The following is a 21,967-nucleotide window of genomic DNA, read 5'->3' as shown; positions in this document are numbered from 1 at the left end:
CTCGACGTCGGACTCGGCGCCTCCGTCTGGTCCCCCAACCTCCCCGCCGCCCGCGAGGTGGCCAACCGCATCCAGGCCGGCACCGTCTGGATCAACAAACACGGCGCCGTAGACCCCGCATCCCCTTCGGCGGCGCCAAACAATCCGGCTACGGCCTCGAATTCGGCGTCGAAGGCCTCAAACACCTCGGCATCCCCCAAATCATCAACGGCTAACCAAACCACCACAACAACAAGGGCCGCCGCCGCAACCGCGACGGCGGCCCCTGCTGTTCGGCCCGCGGACCGGGTAGGGACCCGGCTAATGTCCCGGCGGTCTGGTTGTTGGGATCCCACAAAATCTTGCCCCCGATGGGGAATTAGCGTCAGTTCGGAGAAATAGCCACCACACGCAAAGGACCCATCAATGACGATTCAGGCAAACGCGAGCGAAGCCACAAGCCACGCGATCCCGGGCACCTTCCCCATCCTGGAGGCCGCCCGCCGGCAGGTTCTCGAGGACGGCATCGGGCTTACCCAGGAGCAGCTCGAGGATGTTCTTCGCCTTCCGGATGAGGCGCTTCCCGCAGCCCTGCAGCTCGCCCACGAAGTCCGGCTTCGGCACTGCGGCGAGGACGTCGAGGTGGAGGGCATCATCTCCATCAAAACCGGCGGCTGCCCGGAGGACTGCCACTTCTGCAGCCAGTCCGGCCTGTTCGACTCCCCCGTCCGCGGAGTCTGGCTCGACATCCCCGAACTGGTGAAGGCCGCTAAGGAGACCGCGGCCACCGGAGCCACCGAGTTCTGCATCGTTGCCGCCGTCCGCGGCCCCGACATCAAGCTCATGAACCAGATCAAGTTCGCGATAGACCGCATCAACGAGGAAGTCGACATCAACATCGCCTGCTCGCTCGGGATGCTCACCCAGCTCCAGGTGGACCAGCTCGCCGAATGGGGCGTGCACCGCTACAACCACAACCTGGAAACAGCCCGCAGCTACTTCCCCGAAGTCGTCACGACGCACAGCTATGAGGAACGCCTCGATACCTGCAACATGGTCAAAGCAGCAGGCATGGAACTGTGCTGCGGCGCCCTGATCGGCATGAGCGAAACCCTGGAACAGCGCGCCGAACTCGCCGCCCAGCTCGCCGCCTTGGAACCCCACGAGGTCCCGCTCAACTTCCTCAACCCGCGCCCCGGCACCCCGCTCGAAAACCAGGGGATCATGGACGGCAAGGATGCCCTCCGTGCCATCGCCGCGTTCCGCCTCGCCATGCCCCGCACCGTACTGCGCTATGCCGGTGGGCGGGAACTGACACTCGGGGACCTCGGCACCCGGGAAGGCCTCCTCGGCGGCATCAACGCCGTGATCGTCGGCAATTACCTCACCACCTTGGGGCGTCCGGCGACGGCGGACCTGAACCTGCTGGTCGAGCTGAACATGCCGATCAAAGAGCTCCAGAAGACGCTGTGATGCCCTGCCGCTCAACCACCGACACCTTTTGCGGGCACTGCGGTGAGCCGTACGACGGCGGCTACGGACCGCCGTCGTCCGCTCACCGGAAGTGCGGCGAACGCCTGACAATGGAACCGCCGCGCTACTGCACGGCCTGCCGGCGCCGGATGAAAGTGCAGGTCACACCGCTGGGATGGTCCGCTGAATGCTCACGTCACGGGGTGCTGGTCCCGTGACGCCGGCTTCGGACCAGACGGAGCTGATCCAACGGGACCGCGCACGCTTGTGGCACCCTTACGCGCCCGCTTCCCCGGACCTTCCGCTGTGGGAAGTGGAGGCAGCCGACGGCGTGCGGCTGCGGCTCCGCGGCGAAGACGGCACCCGCCACGAGGTCATCGATGCGATGTCCTCGTGGTGGTCGGCCATCCACGGCTACCGGCACCCGGCACTGGATGCGGCTGCCACCACACAGGTGGGAAAGTTCAGCCACGTGATGTTCGGCGGGCTCACACACGCCCCGGCGGTGGAACTGGCCGAGCGGCTGGTGGACATGGCCCCGGCTGCCCCGGGACGGCCGGGACTGGAGCGGCTGTTCCTCGCGGACTCGGGCTCCGTTGCCGTGGAGGTTGCACTGAAGTTGGCGGTGCAGTTCCAGACGGCGGCCGGCCATCCGGAGCGGCAAAGGTTCCTCAGCGTCCGCGGCGGCTACCACGGCGACACGTTCGCGGCCATGGGGGTCTGCGATCCCGTGGACGGCATGCATTCGGCTTTCCCCGGACTGCTCGCCGGCAACGTGTTTGCGCCCCGGCCTCCGGCGGCTTCTTCCGCGACACCGGAAGCCGTGCAGGCCTGGGCAGCCGAAGTAGCCGTGCTCGCGGCGCTGCATTCGGCGGAACTGGCGGCGGTCATCGTCGAGCCGGTGCTTCAGGGCGCCGGCGGCATGCACGCGTATCCGCCCGAATGCCTGGCAGTACTCCGGCAGGTGGCGGACCGGACCGGACTGCTGCTCATCTTCGACGAGATTGCCACCGGCTTTGGCCGCACCGGCGAGCTGTTCGCGGCCGACCATGCCGGTGTTGTGCCGGACATCATGTGCGTGGGCAAGGCACTGACCGGCGGGTACCTGACCCTGGCTGCGATGCTTTGCTCTGCTGAGGTGGCCGCGATTGTTTCCGCCGGCCGGGCCGGTGCCCTGCTGCACGGCCCCACCTTCATGGGCAACCCGCTGGCCTGCGCCGTGGCCAACGCCAGCCTCGGCATCATCGGAACCGGGACCTGGCGGGCCAACGTCGGAAGGATCGGCACCGGCCTGGCGGCCGGGCTGGCACCTGCCATGGAACTGGGGGCCGTCCGAGAGGTACGCACCATCGGCGCCGTCGGGGTGATCGAGCTGCACGACGCCGTCGACGTTCCCGCAGTCACTGCGGCAGCCATCCGGCACGGCGTCTGGGTCCGCCCGTTCCGGAACCTTGTCTACACCATGCCGCCGTACATCAGCACGGCGGCGGACATCGAGCGCATCACGACGGGGATGGCCGCGGCCGTTGCCGAGGTCCATGAAGCCGGGGTCTCTGAAGCCGGACGCCCTGAAGCAGGGGTCGCTGAACGCTTACCGGCCTGCTCAGGAAGCGTGTCATGAGTAGCTCGATGACCCAGTGGCTCGAGAGGCAGGCAGCGGTCCGGGAACGCCGGGGCCAGGTCCGCCGGCCCGTTCCCCGGACCGGGCACGAACGGTTCATCGACCTGGCCAGCAACGACTACCTGGGCCTTGCAACGGACCCGAGGGTTGCCGGGGCGGCAGCGGAGGCCGCGTCGCGGTGGGGCGCCGGCGCCACGTCATCGCGGCTGGTGGCCGGCACCACCCAGCTGCATCTGGACCTCGAGCGGGAACTGGCCACGCTGGCCGGGATGGAAGCTGCGCTCGTCTTCTCCTCCGGCTATCTGGCCAACATCGGGGTTACCACGGCGCTGGGTGGTCCGGGGACCCTGATCATCGCTGACGAGCACTGCCATGCCTCCTTGATCGACGGCTTCCGGCTCAGCCGGTCCCGCACCGAATCCTTCGCGCACAACAGCGCGGCGGAAGCCGGCCGGCTGCTGGCCGGGCGCTGGGAGCCGCGGGCGCTTATCGCCGTCGAATCCGTCTACAGCGTCCTCGGCGACGGGGCGCCGCTCGCCGACCTGCTGGCCGTGGCCGAACAGCATGATGCCGTGCTGCTCATTGACGAGGCCCACAGCATCGGCGTCGCCGGTTTCGGAAGTTTTCAGGGCCGCGGCGCTGTGGCCGGGACCGCCCTCGCCGGCCATCCCAACGTGATCGTGACAGGCACGCTGTCCAAGGCGCTGGGCAGCCAGGGCGGAGCCGTCCTGGGATCCGCACTGCTGCGGGAACACCTCCTCAACCGGGCCCGCAGCTTCATTTTCGACACCGGATTGGCGCCCGCATCCGCCGCAGCGGCCCTCACCGCGGCACGGATCATCAGGCAGGAACCGTGGCGGGCGTACTCCGTCCACGCGAACGCGGCCGCACTGGCCGCCGGACTTGCCCCAGTCCTCGCGGCCCGCGGCGCTGCCATCGACCCGCCAGCCGGGGCAGTCCAGTCCATCCCGATGCCGTCCGCGGAATCAGCCCTGTCTGCCGCCGAGTCCGCGCGCCGTGCCGGCGTCCGGGTCGGTTGCTTCCGCCCGCCGTCCGTTCCGGACGGGATCCCCCGGCTGCGGCTCACCGCCCGCGCCACGCTCACGCCCGAAGAAATCGCAGACAGCTGCGCAGTGCTGCGCGGCATTTTGGAGGAACTTCCATGAATCTGTCCCCCGTCGTTCTGGTCACCGGAACGGACACCGGCGTCGGCAAAACCATCACGACGGCGGCCCTCGCCGCGGTCCTGCACGGAACGGGACGCAGCGTGGCGGTGTACAAGCCGTGCCAGTCGGGTGCCGCCGACGGCGATTCCGATGCGGCCGAAATCATCCGGCTCGCCGGCGTCGCAGCTGAGGCCGGAGTCGTCCTGCAGGAACCCATGGCGCCCGTCGCGGCCGCGGCCCTCGATGGGACGCCACTGCCCCCGCTGGCTGCGCATGCAGACCGGATCCGTGAACTCAGCACAACCCACGACCACGTCCTGGTGGAGGGCGCCGGCGGCCTCCTCGTGGAGCTGGATTCCGGCGGCGGCACCCTGGCGGACCTGGGATCCCTGCTGGCGGCGGCATTCGTGGTGGTCGCGCGGCCCGGGCTTGGCACGCTGAACCACACCGCCCTGACCCTGGAGGCGCTGTCCACGCGCGGACTGGACGTGCTCGGCGTCGTGCTCGGAAGCTGGCCAGCCAGGCCAGACGCCGTGCACCACAGCAACCGGCAGGTTCTCGGGACGCTGCCGGTGCCGCTCCTGGGCGCCCTTCCCGGCCAGGCCGCCGAACTGTCCCCGGCCGACTTCCGTGCCGGCGCAGCCGCTTGGCTGAACGGGGTACCGGCATGATGGCGGCGACTGCCACAGCAGGGTCCGCGGCAACGGTGGCTCGGGCGGAAGTCCCCGTCAGGTCCGGGTGTCCTTATCTCGTGGTCCGGGACCCAGAATCGGTCCGGGAGGTCCTGCACCGCCCCGCGGATTTCAGTCCGGCGAATGCGCTGGAGGCTGTAACCCCGCTGGAGGGACCGGCCTTGCGCGTGCTGCAGCGCGTGGGCTTTGCGTTGCCGCCGGTTCTGGCCAGCAACGACACCGGCACGCACGGTGGCATCCGGAAGGTCGTGGCAGGATTTTTCACGCCCGCCACCGTCGCCGCCATGGAGCCGCGCATCCGGGAACTGGCCCGGGAAGCGGCGGGAGACACCGCGGACCGGCTCGCCCGGTCCGGCCACGCGGACCTCGTGCAGACCGTCGCGGCATTTCCCCCGGCGGTCATCATGTTCGAACTCCTCGGGCTGCCGGTCCGGGATCTTCCCGAGCTCAAACGCTGGGGCCTTGACTCCATGGAGCTGTTCTGGGGCTGGCCGGACGGGGACCGGCAGCTCGACCTGGCCCGCAGCGCCGCCGAGTTCTATGTCTGGCTGCGCCGGCTCGTGGCCGAATCCGTGGCTGCTCCGGGACGCAACCTGTTCAAGTCGCTGGCCGAACACGGCCTCTCGAGGACCGAGATGAGCTCGCTTGGCTACTTCCTGCTGATCGCCGGCCAGGAAACCACCACCCAGCTGATCAGCACCACGCTGTTCCGGCTGCTGGATGGTGCCGCGCCGGCAAGCTGGACGGAGGCGGCCTCGGAAGCCGGCGCCCGGTCCGTTGTCCGGCATGTGCTCGCCACCGAGTCATCTGTCCCCACCTGGCGCCGCGTGGCAGCCCACACCACGGACCTCGGCGGCGACCGGATCCCGGCCGGTACGGAGATACTCCTTGAGCTGTCCGGCAACCAGATCACGGCAGGCGACGCACCGGGAAGCCCGTACCCGCGGGCACGTGCCGGCGGGGGATTCTCAACCGGCCTCGTTTTTGGTTCAGGCATCCACCGCTGCCTCGGGGCCAAGCTCGCCGAACTGGAGGCCGCCGTCATCGTCCAGGAAGCCGCGGCGGCGCTGCCCGGGATCCGATTGCAGGACCATGAACCGGACTGGATCCGGCTCCTGTCCTTCCAGGCACCCCGGACCGTCAGCGTGACGAAGCTGCCCGGCTGACCGGAGGCGAAAAGGGCGGGGGCTAGAAGGACGAAACGGTGAAGCCAAGGCCCAGCAGGCTCCGGCCAGCCTGCTGCCTTATCCCGGCCCAGCCCTATCCCGGTCCGGTCCTTGACGTTGCCGCAACGTCAACCTTTAGAGTCGGAACATCGGATCAAAGGCGGCAGGAAAGGAGGAGCGCATGGACTGGTCGATCCAGCAGATCGCCAGGATCGCCGGGACCACAAGCCGCACCCTGCGGCACTATGACGACATCGGCCTGCTGAGGCCGAGCCGGATTGCCCACAATGGCTACCGGCACTACGATCAAGCGGCACTGATCCAGCTTCAGCGGATCCTGTTGCTCCGTGAGCTGGGCCTGGGCCTGCCAGCAATCGCCGACGTGTTGGGCAACGAATCGGACGCGACCAAAGCCCTGAGCGGCCACCTGCAGTGGCTCCGGCAAGAGCAGGAAAGGCTGAACCGGCAGATCGCGTCGGTCCAGCGAACGATTGACGCGGTGAAAGGAGGTGGAGAACTTATGGCAGAAAACATGTTCAACGGATTTGACCACACCCGTTACAAGGATGAGGTGGAGGAGCGCTGGGGCAAGGAGGCCTATGCCAGCAGCGACGCCTGGTGGCGGGGAATGGATGCCGGGCAAAAGGCGGCCTGGAAACAGCGCTCACAGCAGCTCGGCAGCGACTGGGTCGCCGCAGCGGGCTCGGGTATGGCAGCAGACAGCGCCGAGGCCCAGGACCTTGCACGGCGGCAGGTGGAATGGCTCCGCGGCATCCCCGGCACACCCGCGGCGGCGCCGGACGGTGATATCAAGGGCTACGTCTTGGGCCTTGGTGAGATGTACGTCGCGGATCCGCGGTTCAGCGCAAACTACGGCGGCGAATCCGGAGCCGCTTTCGTTCGCGACGCGCTGCGCATCTACGCCGAAGCGAACCTCTAGCACCTCACGCACACTGCAAAGCCCGGCCGGGATTTCCCGGCCGGGCTTTTTGCTGCCTTGACCGGCCTCAGCAGGGTCAGGCGCGCAAATGCGCCGGCGCTTTGGTGGTTTTCTCTATGTCGGCTGCGGTGACCTCGATTAGCTGGTGCGCCAGGTCCGCCAACGCACGGGCGGTTGCCAGCTCATCCCCGATCTCGGGGACATCGGAGTCCGCGGGGTTCAACCGGGCCATTCCGGTCCCTACCAGTTCAGGCCGCTTCTCGACTTCCAGTCGTGCCGTGGCCCGTGTCTGTCCCTCATGTTCGTCAACAACGATATTCACCGACCAGCTTTTCTCTTGCATGGTGGTCGCCTCCTCCATCCAACTTCCACGATGCCCAGACCGAGGCAAGCCGTCAAGGGTCCAAAACTTCCCTGCAGCCGGAGCTTAGAGCGCCCTTGTCGTACAGCGGGCCGGCACGACAACCCGGCCCCAAGATGCCCAGTTGACTCAGCCGGAACCGCTGCCTGGCGGCCCGTCGAGCACGGTGGGGATGTATTCCAGCAGCTGGAGCCGGCCGTCGAAGGTCCGGCTGTCCACCATTTCGAGCGACACCTCCGGATAGCCGTCGTAGATCCGTTCCCGCCCGGTGCGTCCCGTGATCACCGGGAAGACGACCAGGCGGAACCGGTCCACGAGGCCGGCGGTCAGCAGGGACCGGCAGAGGCTGAGGCTGCCGAGCGTGCTCAAGGGCCTGGTTCCGGTCCGTTTCATCTCACGCACCGCCTCGACGGCGTCCCCGGCCACCAGCTCCGAGTTTGGCCAGGCCAGGGGTGGCTGCAGGGTGGAGGAGAAGACCACCTTGGGCACGGCGTCGAGGCCGGTCAGGGCGGCTCCTTCATCCTTGGAGAATCCCGAATCCCCGGCCGCCGCCTCCCCTGACATGCTGGACATCACCCGGTAGGTGTTCGCCCCCATGAGGAAGGTGTAATTCTTCTTCCCTTCCTCCTCGAGCCAGGCCAGGTATTCCGGCCCCTCCAGCCCCCACCAGCCGGGCCACCCCTCGGCGGAGGCATACCCGTCCAGCGAGATGATGAGGTCGACCATCAGATCCGCTGATGATGTTTCTCCAGTGATTTCACCCATGGCCGTCTCCTGGATCTGATCGACGTCGGTGGCCCCCGGGACGCTGCGCCCGTGCCGGCAATGCTATCCATGGAGCGCGCGGCCGCTCAAGGGCCGGCCCGTCGACTTCCTGGCGGTGCTAAAGGGCCGGGCGACGCGCCGCACCCGGGCCGGAGGAAAGTGCTCTGGAAACTGCTGCGGGAAGGTGCCACTGTGAAGCAGTGGAGTGAACCGTCCGGCACCTAAGCAACGGAGGATGTCATGAATCTCGACGATCTGGTCTTCCACCCCTGGGCTGTGCAGGGGCCGCGCGAGGTGCCCACGTTGGTCGGCGGCTCAGGGAGCCACGTCTTCGACGGCGACGGGAGGCGATACCTGGACTTCAGCTCGCAGCTGGTGTTCACCAACCTCGGCCACCAGCATCCCCGCATTGTGGCTGCCATCAAGGAGCAGGCTGACCGGCTGTGCACCCTCGCACCCGGCAACGCCTCCGATGTACGGGGCGAAGCCGCCCGGCTGATAGTAGAGGTCGCACCGGAGCACCTCGGCCACGTGCTGTTCACCACCGGCGGGACCGAGGCCATCGAGCATGCGGTGCGGATGGCGCGCCTTCACACGGGACGGCCCAAGGTGCTCGCCGCCTACCGCTCCTATCATGGCTCAACCACCACATCCATCCACCTCACCGGTGATCCGCGCCGGTGGGCCTCGGACGTGGGCGCAGCGGGCGCCGTACACTTCTTTGGTCCTTTCCTGTACCGTTCGGCCTTCGGATCAAAGACCCCGGAGGAGGAATCTGAGCGGGCCCTGACCCATCTCGAGCAGGTGATCCTCCTGGAAGGTCCCTCGACTATCGCCGGCCTGGTCCTGGAATCAGTCATCGGCAGCTCGGGGGTCATCGTGCCGCCACCGGGCTACCTGCGCGGGGTTCGCGAGCTGTGCGACCGCCACGGCATCGTGTACATCGCCGATGAGGTGATGGTGGGCTTTTGCCGTACGGGGGCCTGGTTTGGTGTGGACCACGCGGGTGTGTCACCCGACCTGATGGCGTTTGCGAAAGGCGTCAACTCCGGGTACGTTCCGCTGGGCGGCGTCCTCATCTGCGATGCCATCTACGGGACGTTCACCAAACGCCCCTACCCGGCGGGCATGACGTACAGCGGCCATCCTCTTGCCTGCGCGGCAGCCGTCGGCGCCATCAACGCGATGCACGAGGAAGCCACCGCAGCGGCAGCTGCCCGCCTTGGCACAGACGTCCTGGGGCCAGCCCTGAGGGTGCTTGCTGAGAAGCACCAGTCCGTCGGGGATGTGCGGGGCATCGGTGGCCTCTGGGCCCTGGAACTGGTCCGCAACCGGCAGACGAAAGAGCCGCTCGTGCCTGCAGGAGCCACGGGCGCTGACAACGCGCCGATGCTCGCCGTCGCCAGGGCATGCGTGAACCGGGGGCTTTTGCCGCTGATTCAGGGCAACCGTGTCAATGTCGCTCCACCGCTGAACGTAACCGACTCGGATGCGGCCGCAGGCCTGGCCATCCTGGACGAGGCACTCTCTGTGGCCGACGAGTACCTGAGCTGAGACTGGATTCAGCAGTCGTCGGCCCGGCCGGATCAGGACAGCACGCGGTAGGTGACGTGCGTTACGAGTGTCGCCGCCCGTGACTTTACCTGCTCGAGCTTCAGCGGCGGGACGCCCTCGAACAGCCGGGTGCCGGCGCCGAACGTGAGCGGCGCGATGTGCACGCGCAGCTCGTCGATCAGGCCGGCGGCCAGGTACTGGTTGATGGTTGTCGCGCCGCCCCCGATCGCGACATCGCCCTCACCGGCCACAGCACGGGCCTGTGCCAGCGCCGACTCGATGCCGTCGGTGACGAAGTGGAACGTGGTGCCGCCGTCCATCGGCTGCGGTTCGCGGGCGTGGTGCGTGAGCACGAAGACGGGATGGTGGAAGGGCGGATCGTCGCCCCACCACCCGTTCCACTGCCGATCCCACTCACCACGCACAGGGCCGAACATGTTGCGCCCCATGATGAATGCTTTGGCGGCCACGATCTGGTCGATCTCCGCCCGGTTCTCGTCGGGAGTCTTGAACATCCAGGCGTGCAGCCCGTCGCCGGAGCCGTCGCCGCCGTCGTCGCCGAACGGGCGCTGCTCGGTCTGGTTGAGCCCGGCCGAATATCCGTCGGCCGTGACGGTGATGTCGCAGACTACCCTGCCCATACCTTCAGTCATTGCTCTACCCTCCTCATGGCGACTTCCATCGCCTCGCGGTGAGCTTGCTTGCAAGCATCAGCATAGACAGCCACGGGACGGTGTCCAGTGGCAAAGCCCCTGTGAGAAGACCCTCACGGGCTTCTCATGCGTGTCTCAGGTCGGCGGGTGACCATGGAAGATGTCGAAGGCGATGCAATCGACTGGGCCTTCTTCTGGCCCGGGTATCGGGACAGTCGGGACAAAAAATGCTGAAAGCTCTGGAGAAAGCCCACTACCAAGCCGAGCCGGTCGCGCCATCCTTCCTTTTCGACCAGGTTGCAGCGCTTCTCTGTTACGACCCCGGCGTGCGGTCCGGAGTACAGGACGCCTCAAATGCCATGAGTGCCGCCGCGGACCGGGTATGGTCCGCGCTCGGGGACCGCAAGCTGTTCAACCGGACTGCGGTGGATGCGCTTCGGGCAGAACTGACATGGCTCATCGAGTCCCTGGCTCCGCTCTGCCATTCCACACCTGAGCGCGAAAAGAGCCAAGGAAACCTCCAACATCCGCGCACTGTCCAGGGAACGGCGTACGAGACGGCTTACGGCAGAGCACTCGCCGCCCTCGAATCAGACCGGTACTTCCGGCTTATTGCCGACCTCCAGCACTTCTGTTCCGCTCCTCCGCTCAAGCAGCCACGGCGCAGGCACCTCTACTGGGGGTGACGTCACGTCCGGCAAAGCACCGGATACCGCCGGCCAGCACGTATGATTTCTCCCCGGTGGGTTTCTCCTTCCCGGAACGGCCCGGAGCGGGGCCGACCCGAGGGAGGAAAACAGTGATGGCCACATGACCGCTAAGCATCCATCGGCCAGTGGGACAGGGCGCAGCGATGTTCTGCTCCGCATCGGACGGCTGCTCGGCGATCAGTCCGGGGACCGCACCCGGCCTGTCATCCTGGCGGTCGTGCTGGTTCTGGCAGCACTTGGCCTCATCGAGGTGGCCTCCGCGTCCTCGGTGGAGTCCGTGGCAGCCGGCCGAAATCCCTACGACCTTCCGCTGAAGCAGGGCATGTGGACGGTGGCCGGCATAGCCATCATGTTCGGCCTGGCCCGTCTCCGGAGCCGGCACATCCGGTGGCTCGCCTGGCCACTTCTGGGAGCCGCCGTCGTAGGCCTTGGCCTGGTGTTCACACCCCTGGGCATGACCGTGAACGGCAACCGTAACTGGCTGGGATTCGGCGGGTTCACGGTCCAGCCTTCCGAGTTCGCGAAGCTCGCCCTCATCGTCTGGGCAGCCGCCGTCCTGTCCCGGAAGCAGGCCCTGCTTCACGAGTGGAAGCACGCCGTCGTCCCCTTGCTCCTACCGGCCGGCGCCGTCATTATCGGGCTGGTGGCCCTGGGCCATGACCTGGGCACGGCCATGATCATCATGATGATCCTCGCTGTCACCATGTTTTACGGCGGCGTGCGGATGAAAGTCTTCGGTGTGGCCGGGATTGTCTGCACTGCGGCGGCCCTCGTCCTGGCCGCCACGAGTGGCAACCGCGTATCCCGCATTTCGTCGTGGCTCGGCGCGGGTTCCGCTGACGATTCCCAGGGGGTCGGCTACCAGGCGCTGCACGGCCAGTACGCCCTGGCCTCCGGCGGCTGGCTGGGAGTGGGACTGGGGCAGAGCCGGCAGAAGTGGAACTGGATCCCCGAGGCCCACAACGACTTCATCTTCACCATCCTCGGCGAAGAACTAGGCCTGGCCGGGACTTTCCTGGTGCTCGTGCTGTTTACGGTCCTCGGCATCGCTGTTTTCAAGGTCATCGCCCAGACGCGGGACACGTTCGCGCGCATTGTCTCCTCCAGCGTGATCACCTGGATCATCGGTCAGGCCGTCGTGAACATCGCCATGGTCACCGGCCTGCTCCCGGTCATCGGCGTGCCGCTGCCGTTCATCTCCTACGGCGGCTCCGCGATGGTCTCCTCGATGGCCGGGGTGGGTATGATCCTTGCCGTCACCCGCCCCCAGCCTGTTCAGACGGTTCGACCGAAGAGGCAGCACACGGCGGTACACAGCGGCTGAGTGCGGCCGCTAGTCGCGGGACGAGGCCGCATTGGCTCTGGCCGCCGCGTCGGAGCTCGTGTTCTTGCTGTCCCCCTCAGGCATCGCGGCAACGGCAATAACGGTGAGCACTGCACAGACCAATACAGCCAGGAATACGGCGGCCGACGCCGACACGATCGTCTGTGGATCGGAAATTCCGCCGGGGGCATTGGCATAGATCGAGTTGGCAACTGCCCCGAAAACGGCGACGCCAATGGCACTGCCGACCGAACGCGCAAAAAGATTGGTACCGGTGACTACGCCGCGCTCATTCCATTCGACGCTTGACTGGGCGGCAATGAGGCTCGGGGTCGCTACCAGCCCCAGTCCCAGTCCGACGACGAAGCAACCTGCCGCTGCCACCAAAATGTTGGGTGCGGAGGCAGTGAGTGCCAGAACGGCTGTCCCGATGACGGTGACCGTGACGCCTATCAGGGCGGTCCTCCGGAACCCTATCCGCAGATAGAAACGGCCCGCCTGGGACGCACTGATCGGCCAGCCGATGGTCAGTGCCGCCAAGGCGAGCCCGGCGAAAATCGGAGTGGTCCGGAGGGCTCCTTCGAGGAACGTGGGGACGTAGGAGGTGAGGCCGAGCATGACTGCACCGACGCCGAAAGAGATCATCGCCGTCGTCGCCAGCAGCGGGCGGGACACCACCCACGGCGGCAGGACCGGCTCCGCTGCCCTCCTCTCGACGAACAGGAACGCAGCGAACAAGAGTGCTCCGACGGCAAAGACGGCGATGCTGATGGAAGAGTTCCAGGCCCACGCCTGGCCACCCTCGAGGGCCCCAAGGATGAGCAGGCTGAGGGAAAATGTCAGCAGTGCCGCCCCCAAGTAGTCGACCCGGTGCTTCGCCCGCTCGACATTCTCGTGGAACGTCCGGACCAGCATCCACCCTGCCAGGATGCAAAGGGGAATGTTCACGAGGAAGATGCCACGCCAAATGCCGAGTGTGGAAAACACGCCCCCGAGCGTCGGGCCGACGACTGACGATACCGCCCACACACTGGCAAGGTAGCCTTGCACCTTTGCACGCTCAGTCAGGGTGTAGATGTCGCCGGCTATGGTGATCGCCACCGGCTGGACTGCTCCCGCGCCCAGGCCCTGCAGCACACGGAACGCGATGAGGGCCGGCATGCTCCAGGCCACTCCGCAGAGGATCGAACCGAGCAGGAAAAGACCGATACCGCTGAGGATGACAGGCTTACGGCCGACGACGTCCGAGAGCTTGGCGTAGATCGGCACCGATACGGCCTGCGCCAATAGATAGGCCGAAAACAGCCACGGGAAGGAAGTGAACCCGCCAACGTCATCCACGATCGAGGGCACCGCCGTCGCAACGATCGTCGAATCGATCGCCACCAAACCGGTCGAGAGCATCAGGGCAATGAGGATGGGTCCCCGGCGGGAACGGAATCCGACTCCTTCGGCAGTCGTCGTCGTCATGTGATCTCGTTCCCGTTGTCAGCGAAGAAAGGCGCGCGCGGCCCTGTTGGGCCCCACGTGCATAACTGCGCCAGCGGTGGAATTAGTCCCGCCGCCAGGAGAGATTGTTCGAGTTACGCAGGCTTGCCAGGATGTCTTCCTCAGCCGGGTGGGGTCTTGAGGAAAACTTGTCCAAAACCTGTTCAAATCCGGTTCGCGGCCTGACGGGTTCTTGAGCCCGGCGCGGCAAAGTTGCTTATGGCAAAGCCAATGAACAGGGCGAAGGAAGGGCAGGGCCATGAACACCAGGACTGTACTCACCAGTCAGCACACCGACAGCCACTGGACCGCCGATGACGTCAGGGAAAAGCTCGGCCAGGAGCTGGACACTGATCCGGGCCTGGTCGAATTCCTTGCCGCAGCCCCCAACATGGCACGCGCCCTCAAAGCCGTCCTGAACCTGGACCTTGGCGAACTGGCTGAGCGGATGGTTCGGGCGGAGATCAGCGCTATATTGCACTGACCGGAGTGCCGGGAATTGCATCCCGGTTCCTGAACACCGACCTGCCGAGGTTGGGTCCTCCGTTGCCGCGGAACCGGCGCCGGTCCAGTACGGAGGCTGGACCGGCAGCCGTTAGGCGGCCCCGGTCAGGACGTGAAAATCACAAAGAACTTCCGGATCCGTTCCTGGATCTCCCAAGTTCCTTGCCACCCGATAGGGAAAAAGCCTGCAGTTCCAGCCTCCAGAGTGACCGGTTCACCGCCGTCCTCGGTGACCACCATGCGCCCTTCAAGGACGTGGATCACCTCACCGCGCTCCAGGAACTCCCACCGCGAGAGGCCGGGTTCGGCTTCCCAGACTCCGGAGAGGATGCGGGAGTCGTCGCTGGTAAAGGGAATGGAAATCCTCGTTGGAATCTCGTCGCCGAGCACCTCGGCCAACGGCGGGCCGAGCGGGGATTCGTCCAGTTTCCCCTCGAAGAGTTCAGTGGGCTGGAAGGTTTTGCTCATGGAATCTGCCTTTCTGCTGCACTCGCCGTAAACGCGTCCGGCCAAGTGATGGTGTGCCGCGTCCCGAGTCGGGCAGCGGTTGAATCTTTAGCCGCCGTGAGAGGGTTCGGCAATGGCGGTCAACTGCACTCCCCTCTCCAAGGGTGGGCCTGACATCCATCATTCTGTGGTTGCTGCGCAGATAAAACACCTATTCGGGATGGTTTAAACTACCCTTTTGGGTGGGCCGCCGAGGCGGCCGCTGGCCTGTGCTCAGGGCGGACTTCCCGCGCACTGCTTAGGTGTCAAACTTTCGACTCCGTGGCCAGACTCAGCAGATCCACCCCGTGCATGGCGTCGGCTGCCCGAACGAGTGCCAGATGCGAGAACGCCTGCGGGAAGTTGCCGGCCATCCGGCCCTCCTTTGTGGCGTACTCCTCGCTCAGCAGGCCGAGTTCACTGGAGAAGCCCACCAGCTTGTCCATGAGGTTCTTCGCCTCGAACCTCCGGCCCGTTCGCGCGTACTGTTCAACCAGCCAGAAGGAACACGCGAGGAAGGGATGTTCCCCCGGGTCCAGCCCGTCGACGCCGGTCTCGGTGCGGTACCGCAACAACAGCCCGTCCTCGGTGAGGAGTTCCTTCTCCAGCCGCGCAACGGTTCCCAGCATGCGGTCGTCGTCGTAGGGAAGAAAGCCGATCTGGGGCATCACGAGCAAGGCCGCGTCGGTCTGCCCTCCGCCGTAGGTCTGCGTGAAGGAGTTGAGGTCCGTGTCGAATCCCTCGCGCAGGATTTCCGTCCGCAGCTGCCCGCGCAGGCCTTCCCAGTGGTCCGCGGGTCCGTCCAGGCCGTGGTTCCGGACTGCGCGGATGCCGCAGTCGAAGGCGGCCCACATCATGACACGTGAGTGTGTGAAGAATTGCGGGTCTCCCCGCATTTCCCACAGGCCAAAATCTTTGTCCTCGATGTGTTTCTCAACGAAGCCGAGCAGGATCTGCTGCAGCGCCCAGGAGAAGTGGTCTTCCTTGCCGCCGGCCAGGCGGAGTCGTTCCAGCGCGACCATCACTTCGCCCACGACGTCGGCCTGGAACTGGGCCACCGCAGCGTTTCCAATGCGCACCGGCCGTGAGTCCAGATAACCGGGCAGATGGTCCAGGATGCTTTCCGGCAGGTCGCGTTCCCCGCCGATGCCATACATGATCTGCAGGTCTTCGGGCTCGCCGGCGAGGGCGCGGAGCAGCCAGTTGCGCCACTGGAGGGCCTCAGTTTCATAGCCGTGGGTAAGCATGGACTCCAGCGTCAAAGCGGCGTCTCGCAGCCAGCAGTACCGGTAGTCCCAGTTCCGTGGCCCGCCAAACTCCTCCGGCAAGGAGGTCGTGGGCGCGGCGACTATGCCGCCGGTCTCGTAATTCGTCAGCGCCCTCAGCACCAGCAGGGAACGTTTCACCGAGCCCCCGTAAGGACCGTCTGAACGGCAGTGGCTGCCCCATCGTGTCCAGTAATCGATGGACTGCTCGAGTGCGGCGTCGACGTCGACCGCCGGAGGGACGGGCCGGTGCGAAGGAAACCACGTCAGTTCAAAGTCCACAACCTCGCCCGCCGCGACCCGGAAGTCACCCGAATGCCCGTGCGCGTGGGCCTCCGGCAGATGCGGTCCGCGCAGCGCAACGGCGTCCGGGCCCGCCATGGCCAAAAGCACCATTCCACCGGGAGCCGCGCCGTCCTGGATCCGCCTGGACCAGGGCACCACCGTGCCGTACCGCGGACGGATGATGAGTTCCTGGCACATCTCCACCCGCCCCTCCAGGCCAGTGATCCTGCGCAAAATCGAAGAACCCGTGTGCGCCACGGGCATGAAGTCTGTGACCTGGGCCAGTCCCGTGGGCGTCTTCCAGACTGTTTCCAGAACAAATGTTGAATCGACGTAATGCCGCTTCACCACTGTTGCTTCCGGGTGGCGGGGTGCCACCAGCCAGCGGCCATGGCTCTCGGCTCCAACCAGGGAACTGAACATCGACGGGGAGTCAAACCGCGGGAAGCAAAGCCAGTCAATGCTCCCGTTCCTGGAGATCAGGGGGCCGGTTTGGAGATCCGACAGCAGCGCGTAGTCCTCGATGGGAGCAGCCATGGCTTTACTAAAGCACAACTGGCTTGTCCACGGCAGGCGGCAGGGAGAAAAATTGTCCCAGCGAGAATCAGGCGCAGAGGAACACATAATTACCCACCCCCGGAAGGTCCTCTGCCAGGTTGAAGCGCACCTCAACCGCTGTATTGTGCAACGCTGGTCTGTATGGATCTGGAGGTGTTGCCCGCGCTCACGATACCGGCGTCGGAACTGCGCTGGCGGTTCTCGCGTTCATCCGGGCCAGGCGGTCAACACGTCAACACCTCGGACAGCCGCGTCGAGCTCTCTTGGAACGTGAGCGACTCCGTGGCTCTTTCCGACGACCAGCGGTTGGTGCTGATAACGCGTCTCGGCCGACGAATCGACACCGGGGTGATCACCGTAACCGCCTCCGAGCGGCGCTCCCAGCTACGCAATCGCGAGATCGCCCTCGCCAAACTGGCAGACCTCGTCGCAGAGGGTCTCGCGCCCGAGGCTGCCCGTCGCCGGGCCACCAAACCCACGCGCGGTTCCAACCGCCGGCGCCTCGCTGCCAAGCAACAACGTGCAGCCACAAAACGGCAACGACAACGACCGACCGCCGAGTAGTACCGTCCAGTCGACAAGAATTTTTCCAGCCGCGCCCGGCCCCCGCTAATACGGGGTCAGGCGTGTGGCTCCAGCCACGCCACCCGTCACCCATTCGGGACCGAACGACGAGGCCCCCGGGTTCTTGAAAAAATCAGCCAAACGCCTTTTTCAACAGAATCCAGATCATGTACCAACGGCATAGGCAGAAAAACCTTTCACGTGCCGGATTCCTGCCCGTCCACTTCCCAGGCAGCTTCGGCGCCTCTTGCAGCGCGTGCCGCGCTTGCCTTCGGTTGCGTCGCGGCCAGCCTCCAGGCCACACCCAGTGTGGTTCCGGACGAAGGCTCCGATCCAGGCGATACCCGCAGAACCGACCGCGCAAGCGTCGCGCACAAGAGGACGACGAAAAAACAAAGTAGCTCATCCCCGACTCGCGCTTGCGGGTCCGTTTATTTTTCGTGTTCATCGTTCCTGATCGCAAATTTCCAATTCAACGTATCTTTGATGAAGCCGGCACCCCAGCCGAGAGCGACACCGCCACCCTACACTCCACAGCTCAGCCAAATCCGCCGGCTTAGAGGACTCCGGATGTGGATACGAGCTGCGCACGGCCCTCTTCGAGCCGGTACGCGACGCCAATAACCGCGGTGGAGTAATCGTCCACGGCGTCGTAGATCGTCCGTGAACTGTCCAGCAGCCTGCGCACCGTCTGTTTGGCGTGTTCAACGACCATGTCATTGACGTCCGTCTTGTGCTCACGAAGCGAGCTCAGGACCGAAGGTGTAATCCGTTCAACCAGGTCACGAATGTGGCCCTGTGGAACCTCTCCGGTTTCCACGGCGTCTTTCGCGGCAGTGACGGCGCCGCAGTTGTCGTGTCCAAGGACCACAATCAGCGGGACGTGGAGCACTGAGACGCCATACTCAAGCGAGCCCAGAACGGCGTCATCAATAACGTGCCCTGCGGTACGCACGACGAAAACGTCGCCAAGGCCGACGTCGAAAATGATCTCCGCAGCCAGGCGGGAGTCCGCGCAGCCAAAGATGACCGCGAACGGGTTCTGGGTGTTCACCAGCTCACTGCGCCTTGAGGCGTTCTGGTTCGGGTGCTTCGACTCTCCCAAGATGAAGCGCTCGTTGCCTTCAAGCAGGCGCTGCCATGCATCGTACGGGCTGATCCGGTTGCTCACCCTGCTTACTTTACGGGCGCCCCAACTCATGAAAGGCCCTGGCGGCGCAGGTCAGCACCGCGCTCACGACCGGCAGCGTCCTTCTGCTCCTGGCACTGGCCGTCAGTGCTGCCCTTATCCTGCCCGCAGATCTGGCCGAGCGCCGCACCAGGACGCTACCCGCGGCTCAGCCTGCACCCGTGGCCGAGCCGGCCCGCTGAACCGCCCAGCCGTTTGGAAAGGGTACTGACATGCCCTCCCTAAAACCCACCCGTAAACATGCCCTGTTGCACCGTTGCCTGGCAGGGTATGTTGCACGAATGGACGATACATATCAGGTGATCGTGGTAGGCGGCGGGTTTGCCGGCATGACAGCAGCTGAGCAACTCGGGCGAAAAGGCATCCGAGTGCTCCTTATCGACGCGAACAACTACCACCAGTTCCAGCCCCTCCTCTACCAGGTGGCTGCTTCGCAGATCGGCGTGTCCGCTGTGGCCCGGCCGCTGCGGTCCGTGTTCCGCAGCACGAAGAGTGTCCGGGTCCTCACTGCGGAGGTGACGGCGATCGATTCCGCCACCCGCACGGTCACCACTGTTGACGGCTCCCGCTACCAGGCGAAGATCCTGGTGATCGCCGCGGGCGCGGTACCGAACTTCTTCAACACTCCCGGCGCCGAAGAACATGCCTACCCGCTGTACTCAGTGGCCGACGCCACCCGCCTGAGCACTGCCTTCACAGCAGCCCTGGACCAGGCAGACCGTGTGAAGGACGGCCGCGCCGACGTGGTTGTGGTCGGCGGCGGCCCCACCGGAGTCGAGACAGCCGGCGCCCTCGCCGAGAACATCAAGTACCTGGTGCCCAAGTACTTTTCGCCCGGGCTGGCAGACCGGTGCCGCGTCCACCTTGTGGATATGCTTCCGAACGTGCTGATGCCCTTCTCTGCCAAGTCGCAGGCGTACACCCGTGACCGGCTGCAAAAACTTGGCGTTCAGCTGCACATGGGCCAGGGGGTGACCGAAGTCCGTGCCGACGGCGTGACGCTGGCGGACGGGACTACCATTCCCGCGCAGATCGTCGTCTGGGCCGGTGGCCTGAAAGGCGGAAAAATCATCGCCGAATCCGGCCTGCCGCAGGGGAAGGGCGGACGCATCGACGTGCTGCCGGACCTGACCGCGCCGGGCGCCGAAGGCGTCTACGTCCTGGGTGACTCAGCGAACATCACTGACGCCACCGGCACCAAACTGCCCCAGCTCGGCTCTGTCGCCGAGCAGTCCGGGAAATGGGCCGCCCGCAATATCCACGCTGACCTTACCGGCGGCACACGGCAGCCCTTCGTCTATTGGGACAAGGGTTACATGGCCATGGTCGGCCGTGGCGCAGCAGTCGCCGAACTGGGCCGCAAACGCATCCAACTCCAGGGACCGCTGGCCTTCCTCTCCTGGCTGGGGGTTCACCTCGCCCTGCTCCCGGGCACCCAACAGAAGGTCCGGGCACTCTCCTCCTGGCTCACCGGGTACGTCACACACAGCCCGTCACACGTCGTCGTCGGCAGGCCCGATTAGGAGCCCGCACGGCCAGGAGGCGGCGAAGTTTCGCCATGGTCGGGGCGGTAACCCGTGTGCTCACTTTTTCATGGCCGCGTGAATCTGCAGCGCGAACCAGAGCTGCGCCAATGTGGACGTTTCGGTCATGTCCAGGCCAGTCAACTCACCGATTTTCCGCATGCGATAGATGATGGTTTGCCGGTGCGCGAAGAGCGCCGCGGCCGTCTTCTGCCACGACCTTTGAGTGTCCAGATACGTCTTCAGCGTGACCAGGAGATCGCCCTCCTGGCTTTGCTCGTAGTCGAAAATCGGGCCCAGTAGGCGCTGAACCAGCGCACCCCCTTCCTCAAAGCTCGTGAGCCCCAGCCACGATGGGCCTTGCGCGTAGCGGGCCAGCCCCGAGTTGTTGGCCTGAGCCGAACCGAGGGCCCACAAGGATTCCTGCAACGCGCGCTGGATCCCGGCGGCAGTGGTGGGAGCACTGATGCCGATCCGTGCGCCGGGACCGGCGCAGTGGATCAGCGAGTCGTCGGTCGCGTCAGCCGGAACCACCACGTGCAGCCTGTTGTTCCGCTTCAACGACGCCGCCGGGATGCCGTGACGCCAAAGTTCGATGTGGACACTGGCCAGCCATTCGCCGTCCTCCGCTGAGATTGACGCCATCAGGAAATCCTGTGCCGGGACATTGAAAGCCGCTAGCCTCCTTTCGATTTCCGACATCCCCAAGCGGCCGTCCATGGCCTGCAGCAGGAACTCACCGGCCAGCCGGTGTCGGCTTTCCAGGGACAGGACAATTTGTGAAAGTTGCAGTCCCAGGACGGTTGCGGCATGCAGAAGTACGACGGCGTCCGGGTGCGGTTCGCTGTTCGGCAACACCACCAAGACCGCGTTGGAATGGGTTGGGATGTCCATGGTCAGCACGTGCCTGCCGCGGACGCGATGCCATTGGAAATTCTTGCCCGCGAGCGTCACGTGTCCTGACGACGGGGCCCATTCGTCCGCGAGGAAATTGGGGAGCGGTCGGCCCTCGGGATGCCACGGGTGCAGACACTGCCGATCAACCACCAGCAGGTCAGCGTCCAGCTCAGTGGCCAGTCTCCGAACAAGGCTCTGCCAATGGTCCCCCGCTTCCCCGGTGGTGCGAAGGAGGTCGTAGACGCGTGCCGTTTGGCGAAGGCGGTGGGATTCCTCGAGCAAGGACGACTCCGCCACGGACCGGGCAATGGCGATGAACGGCAGGGGGTACGGGATGTTGATTAGTGGCAGTGGCAGCCGGTCGCAGGCGGCAAGGAATTCGGGGCGGAGCTCCGGTGCGTGCATCTTCTCCCCGATGGCCAAAGCGCTGGCACCGGAGTCGACCATGGCCTCGGCGAGCGCCACTTGTCCGGCGGCATCCGCGGGTATGGACAGGCCGTTGGTCATCATGAGCTCACCGCCGGTGACCCATTCCCACAGCCGCGGCAGGTCGGAGGTGTGCGCCCATGTGATCCGGTTGTCGCGGCCTTTCGATCCGGCCATGAGCGTAAGCCCAAGCTGGGGTTCGGCGACGAGTTCAGCCACGGTGATTGCCATGGAATGCGCTCCCTATTGCTGCTGGCTCGGCCGTTTGGCGGCGTTCATACATATGTCTAGGCGCCTCGGCCATTTGTAGTCAATCTACCGCTATACGTCGTGATGCGCGTCACCAAGAATTGAATTACCTACTTCCCGCTCAAGGGC

General features: G+C 65.6%; 21 protein-coding genes and 1 pseudogene. 14 read left to right on the top strand and 8 right to left on the bottom strand.

All coding sequences use genetic code 11. The features are described 5' to 3' along the window. The 8 genes and pseudogenes from AC5RWD_RS20435 to AC5RWD_RS20400 form a co-directional block, all read left to right on the top strand. Nucleotides 1-215: pseudogene (locus AC5RWD_RS20435) on the top strand (aldehyde dehydrogenase family protein); the annotation flags it as partial. A gap of 190 nt (nt 216-405) precedes the next feature. Beyond that, nucleotides 406-1,452, top strand: a complete 1,047-nt coding sequence (gene bioB, locus AC5RWD_RS20430; RefSeq protein WP_494021763.1) for a biotin synthase BioB — start codon at nt 406-408, stop codon at nt 1,450-1,452. After that, complete coding sequence (bsaP, locus tag AC5RWD_RS20425) at nt 1,452-1,670, top strand: biotin synthase auxiliary protein BsaP (RefSeq protein ID WP_494021762.1); 219 nt, start codon at nt 1,452-1,454, stop codon at nt 1,668-1,670. Before bioB ends, bsaP begins: the two co-directional genes overlap by 1 nt. Then, nucleotides 1,640-3,073 carry an adenosylmethionine--8-amino-7-oxononanoate transaminase gene (locus AC5RWD_RS20420; RefSeq protein ID WP_494021761.1) on the top strand — a complete coding sequence of 478 codons (1,434 nt, stop codon included), beginning with the start codon at nt 1,640-1,642 and terminating at the stop codon, nt 3,071-3,073. Before bsaP ends, AC5RWD_RS20420 begins: the two co-directional genes overlap by 31 nt. Before the next feature lie 8 nt (nt 3,074-3,081). After that, a complete protein-coding gene (locus AC5RWD_RS20415; RefSeq protein ID WP_494021765.1) occupies nt 3,082-4,239 on the top strand; it encodes an 8-amino-7-oxononanoate synthase in 1,158 nt (385 codons plus the stop codon). Beyond that, nucleotides 4,236-4,910, top strand: a complete 675-nt coding sequence (bioD, locus tag AC5RWD_RS20410; RefSeq protein WP_494021760.1) for a dethiobiotin synthase — start codon at nt 4,236-4,238, stop codon at nt 4,908-4,910. Before AC5RWD_RS20415 ends, bioD begins: the two co-directional genes overlap by 4 nt. Before the next feature lie 80 nt (nt 4,911-4,990). Beyond that, entirely contained in the window at nt 4,991-6,097 is a 1,107-nt protein-coding gene (locus AC5RWD_RS20405; protein WP_494021759.1) for a cytochrome P450 family protein, read from the top strand. 181 nt (nt 6,098-6,278) lie between these two features. Continuing rightward, on the top strand, nt 6,279-7,037 hold the full coding sequence (locus tag AC5RWD_RS20400; protein ID WP_494021758.1) for a MerR family transcriptional regulator: 759 nt from the start codon (nt 6,279-6,281) through the stop codon (nt 7,035-7,037). 76 nt (nt 7,038-7,113) lie between these two features. Here AC5RWD_RS20400 and AC5RWD_RS20395 read toward each other — a convergent pair whose 3' ends face one another. Further along, nucleotides 7,114-7,398: a DUF1876 domain-containing protein gene (locus AC5RWD_RS20395; RefSeq protein ID WP_494021757.1), complete on the bottom strand. Its 285-nt coding sequence runs from the start codon at nt 7,396-7,398 to the stop codon at nt 7,114-7,116. 129 nt (nt 7,399-7,527) lie between these two features. Beyond that, complete coding sequence (locus AC5RWD_RS20390) at nt 7,528-8,163, bottom strand: dihydrofolate reductase family protein (RefSeq protein WP_494021756.1); 636 nt, start codon at nt 8,161-8,163, stop codon at nt 7,528-7,530. A gap of 240 nt (nt 8,164-8,403) precedes the next feature. On the opposite strand from AC5RWD_RS20390, the gene AC5RWD_RS20385 reads away from it, so the two are divergent. Beyond that, on the top strand, nt 8,404-9,717 hold the full coding sequence (locus AC5RWD_RS20385) for an aspartate aminotransferase family protein (RefSeq protein WP_494021755.1): 1,314 nt from the start codon (nt 8,404-8,406) through the stop codon (nt 9,715-9,717). Nucleotides 9,718-9,749: 32 nt separating this feature from the next. On the opposite strand, the gene AC5RWD_RS20380 is transcribed toward AC5RWD_RS20385, so the two are convergent. Continuing rightward, complete coding sequence (locus AC5RWD_RS20380) at nt 9,750-10,370, bottom strand: dihydrofolate reductase family protein (RefSeq protein WP_494021754.1); 621 nt, start codon at nt 10,368-10,370, stop codon at nt 9,750-9,752. A 227-nt stretch (nt 10,371-10,597) separates the two neighbouring features. Here AC5RWD_RS20380 and AC5RWD_RS20375 point away from each other — a divergent pair, with 227 nt between their 5' ends. Both AC5RWD_RS20375 and ftsW read left to right on the top strand, forming a co-directional pair. Next, nucleotides 10,598-11,056 (top strand): CHAD domain-containing protein, encoded by a 459-nt coding sequence (locus tag AC5RWD_RS20375; protein WP_494021753.1) that lies wholly within the window; start codon nt 10,598-10,600, stop codon nt 11,054-11,056. A 124-nt stretch (nt 11,057-11,180) separates the two neighbouring features. Further along, nucleotides 11,181-12,404 (top strand): putative lipid II flippase FtsW, encoded by a 1,224-nt coding sequence (gene ftsW, locus AC5RWD_RS20370; RefSeq protein WP_494021752.1) that lies wholly within the window; start codon nt 11,181-11,183, stop codon nt 12,402-12,404. 9 nt (nt 12,405-12,413) lie between these two features. Here ftsW and AC5RWD_RS20365 read toward each other — a convergent pair whose 3' ends face one another. After that, on the bottom strand, nt 12,414-13,874 hold the full coding sequence (locus AC5RWD_RS20365; RefSeq protein ID WP_494021751.1) for an MFS transporter: 1,461 nt from the start codon (nt 13,872-13,874) through the stop codon (nt 12,414-12,416). A 277-nt stretch (nt 13,875-14,151) separates the two neighbouring features. Between AC5RWD_RS20365 and AC5RWD_RS20360 the strand changes: the two genes are divergently transcribed. Further along, on the top strand, nt 14,152-14,376 hold the full coding sequence (locus tag AC5RWD_RS20360) for a hypothetical protein (protein ID WP_494021750.1): 225 nt from the start codon (nt 14,152-14,154) through the stop codon (nt 14,374-14,376). Nucleotides 14,377-14,501: 125 nt separating this feature from the next. Here AC5RWD_RS20360 and AC5RWD_RS20355 read toward each other — a convergent pair whose 3' ends face one another. Then, nucleotides 14,502-14,864 (bottom strand): cupin domain-containing protein, encoded by a 363-nt coding sequence (locus AC5RWD_RS20355; RefSeq protein WP_494021749.1) that lies wholly within the window; start codon nt 14,862-14,864, stop codon nt 14,502-14,504. A 284-nt stretch (nt 14,865-15,148) separates the two neighbouring features. Beyond that, complete coding sequence (locus AC5RWD_RS20350; protein WP_494021748.1) at nt 15,149-16,969, bottom strand: glycoside hydrolase family 15 protein; 1,821 nt, start codon at nt 16,967-16,969, stop codon at nt 15,149-15,151. 162 nt (nt 16,970-17,131) lie between these two features. Between AC5RWD_RS20350 and arfB the strand changes: the two genes are divergently transcribed. Next, the gene (gene arfB, locus AC5RWD_RS20345; RefSeq protein WP_494021747.1) at nt 17,132-17,554 is read left to right on the top strand and encodes an alternative ribosome rescue aminoacyl-tRNA hydrolase ArfB; all 423 of its coding nucleotides are present in this window, start codon (nt 17,132-17,134) and stop codon (nt 17,552-17,554) included. Between the two features lie 556 nt (nt 17,555-18,110). Here arfB and AC5RWD_RS20340 read toward each other — a convergent pair. After that, nucleotides 18,111-18,755, bottom strand: a complete 645-nt coding sequence (locus AC5RWD_RS20340; protein WP_494021746.1) for a carbonic anhydrase — start codon at nt 18,753-18,755, stop codon at nt 18,111-18,113. Nucleotides 18,756-19,024: 269 nt separating this feature from the next. Between AC5RWD_RS20340 and AC5RWD_RS20335 the strand changes: the two genes are divergently transcribed. Then, on the top strand, nt 19,025-20,266 hold the full coding sequence (locus AC5RWD_RS20335) for an NAD(P)/FAD-dependent oxidoreductase (RefSeq protein ID WP_494021745.1): 1,242 nt from the start codon (nt 19,025-19,027) through the stop codon (nt 20,264-20,266). 60 nt (nt 20,267-20,326) lie between these two features. Here AC5RWD_RS20335 and AC5RWD_RS20330 read toward each other — a convergent pair whose 3' ends face one another. Next, the gene (locus tag AC5RWD_RS20330; protein WP_494021744.1) at nt 20,327-21,820 is read right to left on the bottom strand and encodes a PucR family transcriptional regulator; all 1,494 of its coding nucleotides are present in this window, start codon (nt 21,818-21,820) and stop codon (nt 20,327-20,329) included. Between the last annotated feature and the right edge of the window lie 147 nt (nt 21,821-21,967).

The sequence above is a fragment of the Arthrobacter sp. CMU6 genome (assembly GCF_059090205.1).
This window is presented reverse-complemented; position numbering and strand designations above follow the sequence as displayed.

Coding starts and splice junctions, on each gene's coding strand:
- AC5RWD_RS20400 (WP_494021758.1), top strand. CDS start 6,279: ATGGACTGGTCGATCCAGCAGATCGCCAGGATCGCCGGGACCACAAGC.
- bioD (WP_494021760.1), top strand. CDS start 4,236: ATGAATCTGTCCCCCGTCGTTCTGGTCACCGGAACGGACACCGGCGTC.
- arfB (WP_494021747.1), top strand. CDS start 17,132: ATGGATCTGGAGGTGTTGCCCGCGCTCACGATACCGGCGTCGGAACTG.
- AC5RWD_RS20380 (WP_494021754.1), bottom strand. CDS start 10,370: ATGACTGAAGGTATGGGCAGGGTAGTCTGCGACATCACCGTCACGGCC.
- AC5RWD_RS20340 (WP_494021746.1), bottom strand. CDS start 18,755: ATGAGTTGGGGCGCCCGTAAAGTAAGCAGGGTGAGCAACCGGATCAGC.
- AC5RWD_RS20375 (WP_494021753.1), top strand. CDS start 10,598: ATGCTGAAAGCTCTGGAGAAAGCCCACTACCAAGCCGAGCCGGTCGCG.
- AC5RWD_RS20385 (WP_494021755.1), top strand. CDS start 8,404: ATGAATCTCGACGATCTGGTCTTCCACCCCTGGGCTGTGCAGGGGCCG.
- AC5RWD_RS20415 (WP_494021765.1), top strand. CDS start 3,082: ATGACCCAGTGGCTCGAGAGGCAGGCAGCGGTCCGGGAACGCCGGGGC.
- bioB (WP_494021763.1), top strand. CDS start 406: ATGACGATTCAGGCAAACGCGAGCGAAGCCACAAGCCACGCGATCCCG.
- AC5RWD_RS20360 (WP_494021750.1), top strand. CDS start 14,152: ATGAACACCAGGACTGTACTCACCAGTCAGCACACCGACAGCCACTGG.
- AC5RWD_RS20395 (WP_494021757.1), bottom strand. CDS start 7,398: ATGGAGGAGGCGACCACCATGCAAGAGAAAAGCTGGTCGGTGAATATC.
- AC5RWD_RS20355 (WP_494021749.1), bottom strand. CDS start 14,864: ATGAGCAAAACCTTCCAGCCCACTGAACTCTTCGAGGGGAAACTGGAC.
- bsaP (WP_494021762.1), top strand. CDS start 1,452: ATGCCCTGCCGCTCAACCACCGACACCTTTTGCGGGCACTGCGGTGAG.
- AC5RWD_RS20350 (WP_494021748.1), bottom strand. CDS start 16,969: ATGGCTGCTCCCATCGAGGACTACGCGCTGCTGTCGGATCTCCAAACC.
- AC5RWD_RS20335 (WP_494021745.1), top strand. CDS start 19,025: ATGGACGATACATATCAGGTGATCGTGGTAGGCGGCGGGTTTGCCGGC.
- AC5RWD_RS20420 (WP_494021761.1), top strand. CDS start 1,640: ATGCTCACGTCACGGGGTGCTGGTCCCGTGACGCCGGCTTCGGACCAG.
- AC5RWD_RS20390 (WP_494021756.1), bottom strand. CDS start 8,163: ATGGGTGAAATCACTGGAGAAACATCATCAGCGGATCTGATGGTCGAC.
- AC5RWD_RS20330 (WP_494021744.1), bottom strand. CDS start 21,820: ATGGCAATCACCGTGGCTGAACTCGTCGCCGAACCCCAGCTTGGGCTT.
- ftsW (WP_494021752.1), top strand. CDS start 11,181: ATGACCGCTAAGCATCCATCGGCCAGTGGGACAGGGCGCAGCGATGTT.
- AC5RWD_RS20365 (WP_494021751.1), bottom strand. CDS start 13,874: ATGACGACGACGACTGCCGAAGGAGTCGGATTCCGTTCCCGCCGGGGA.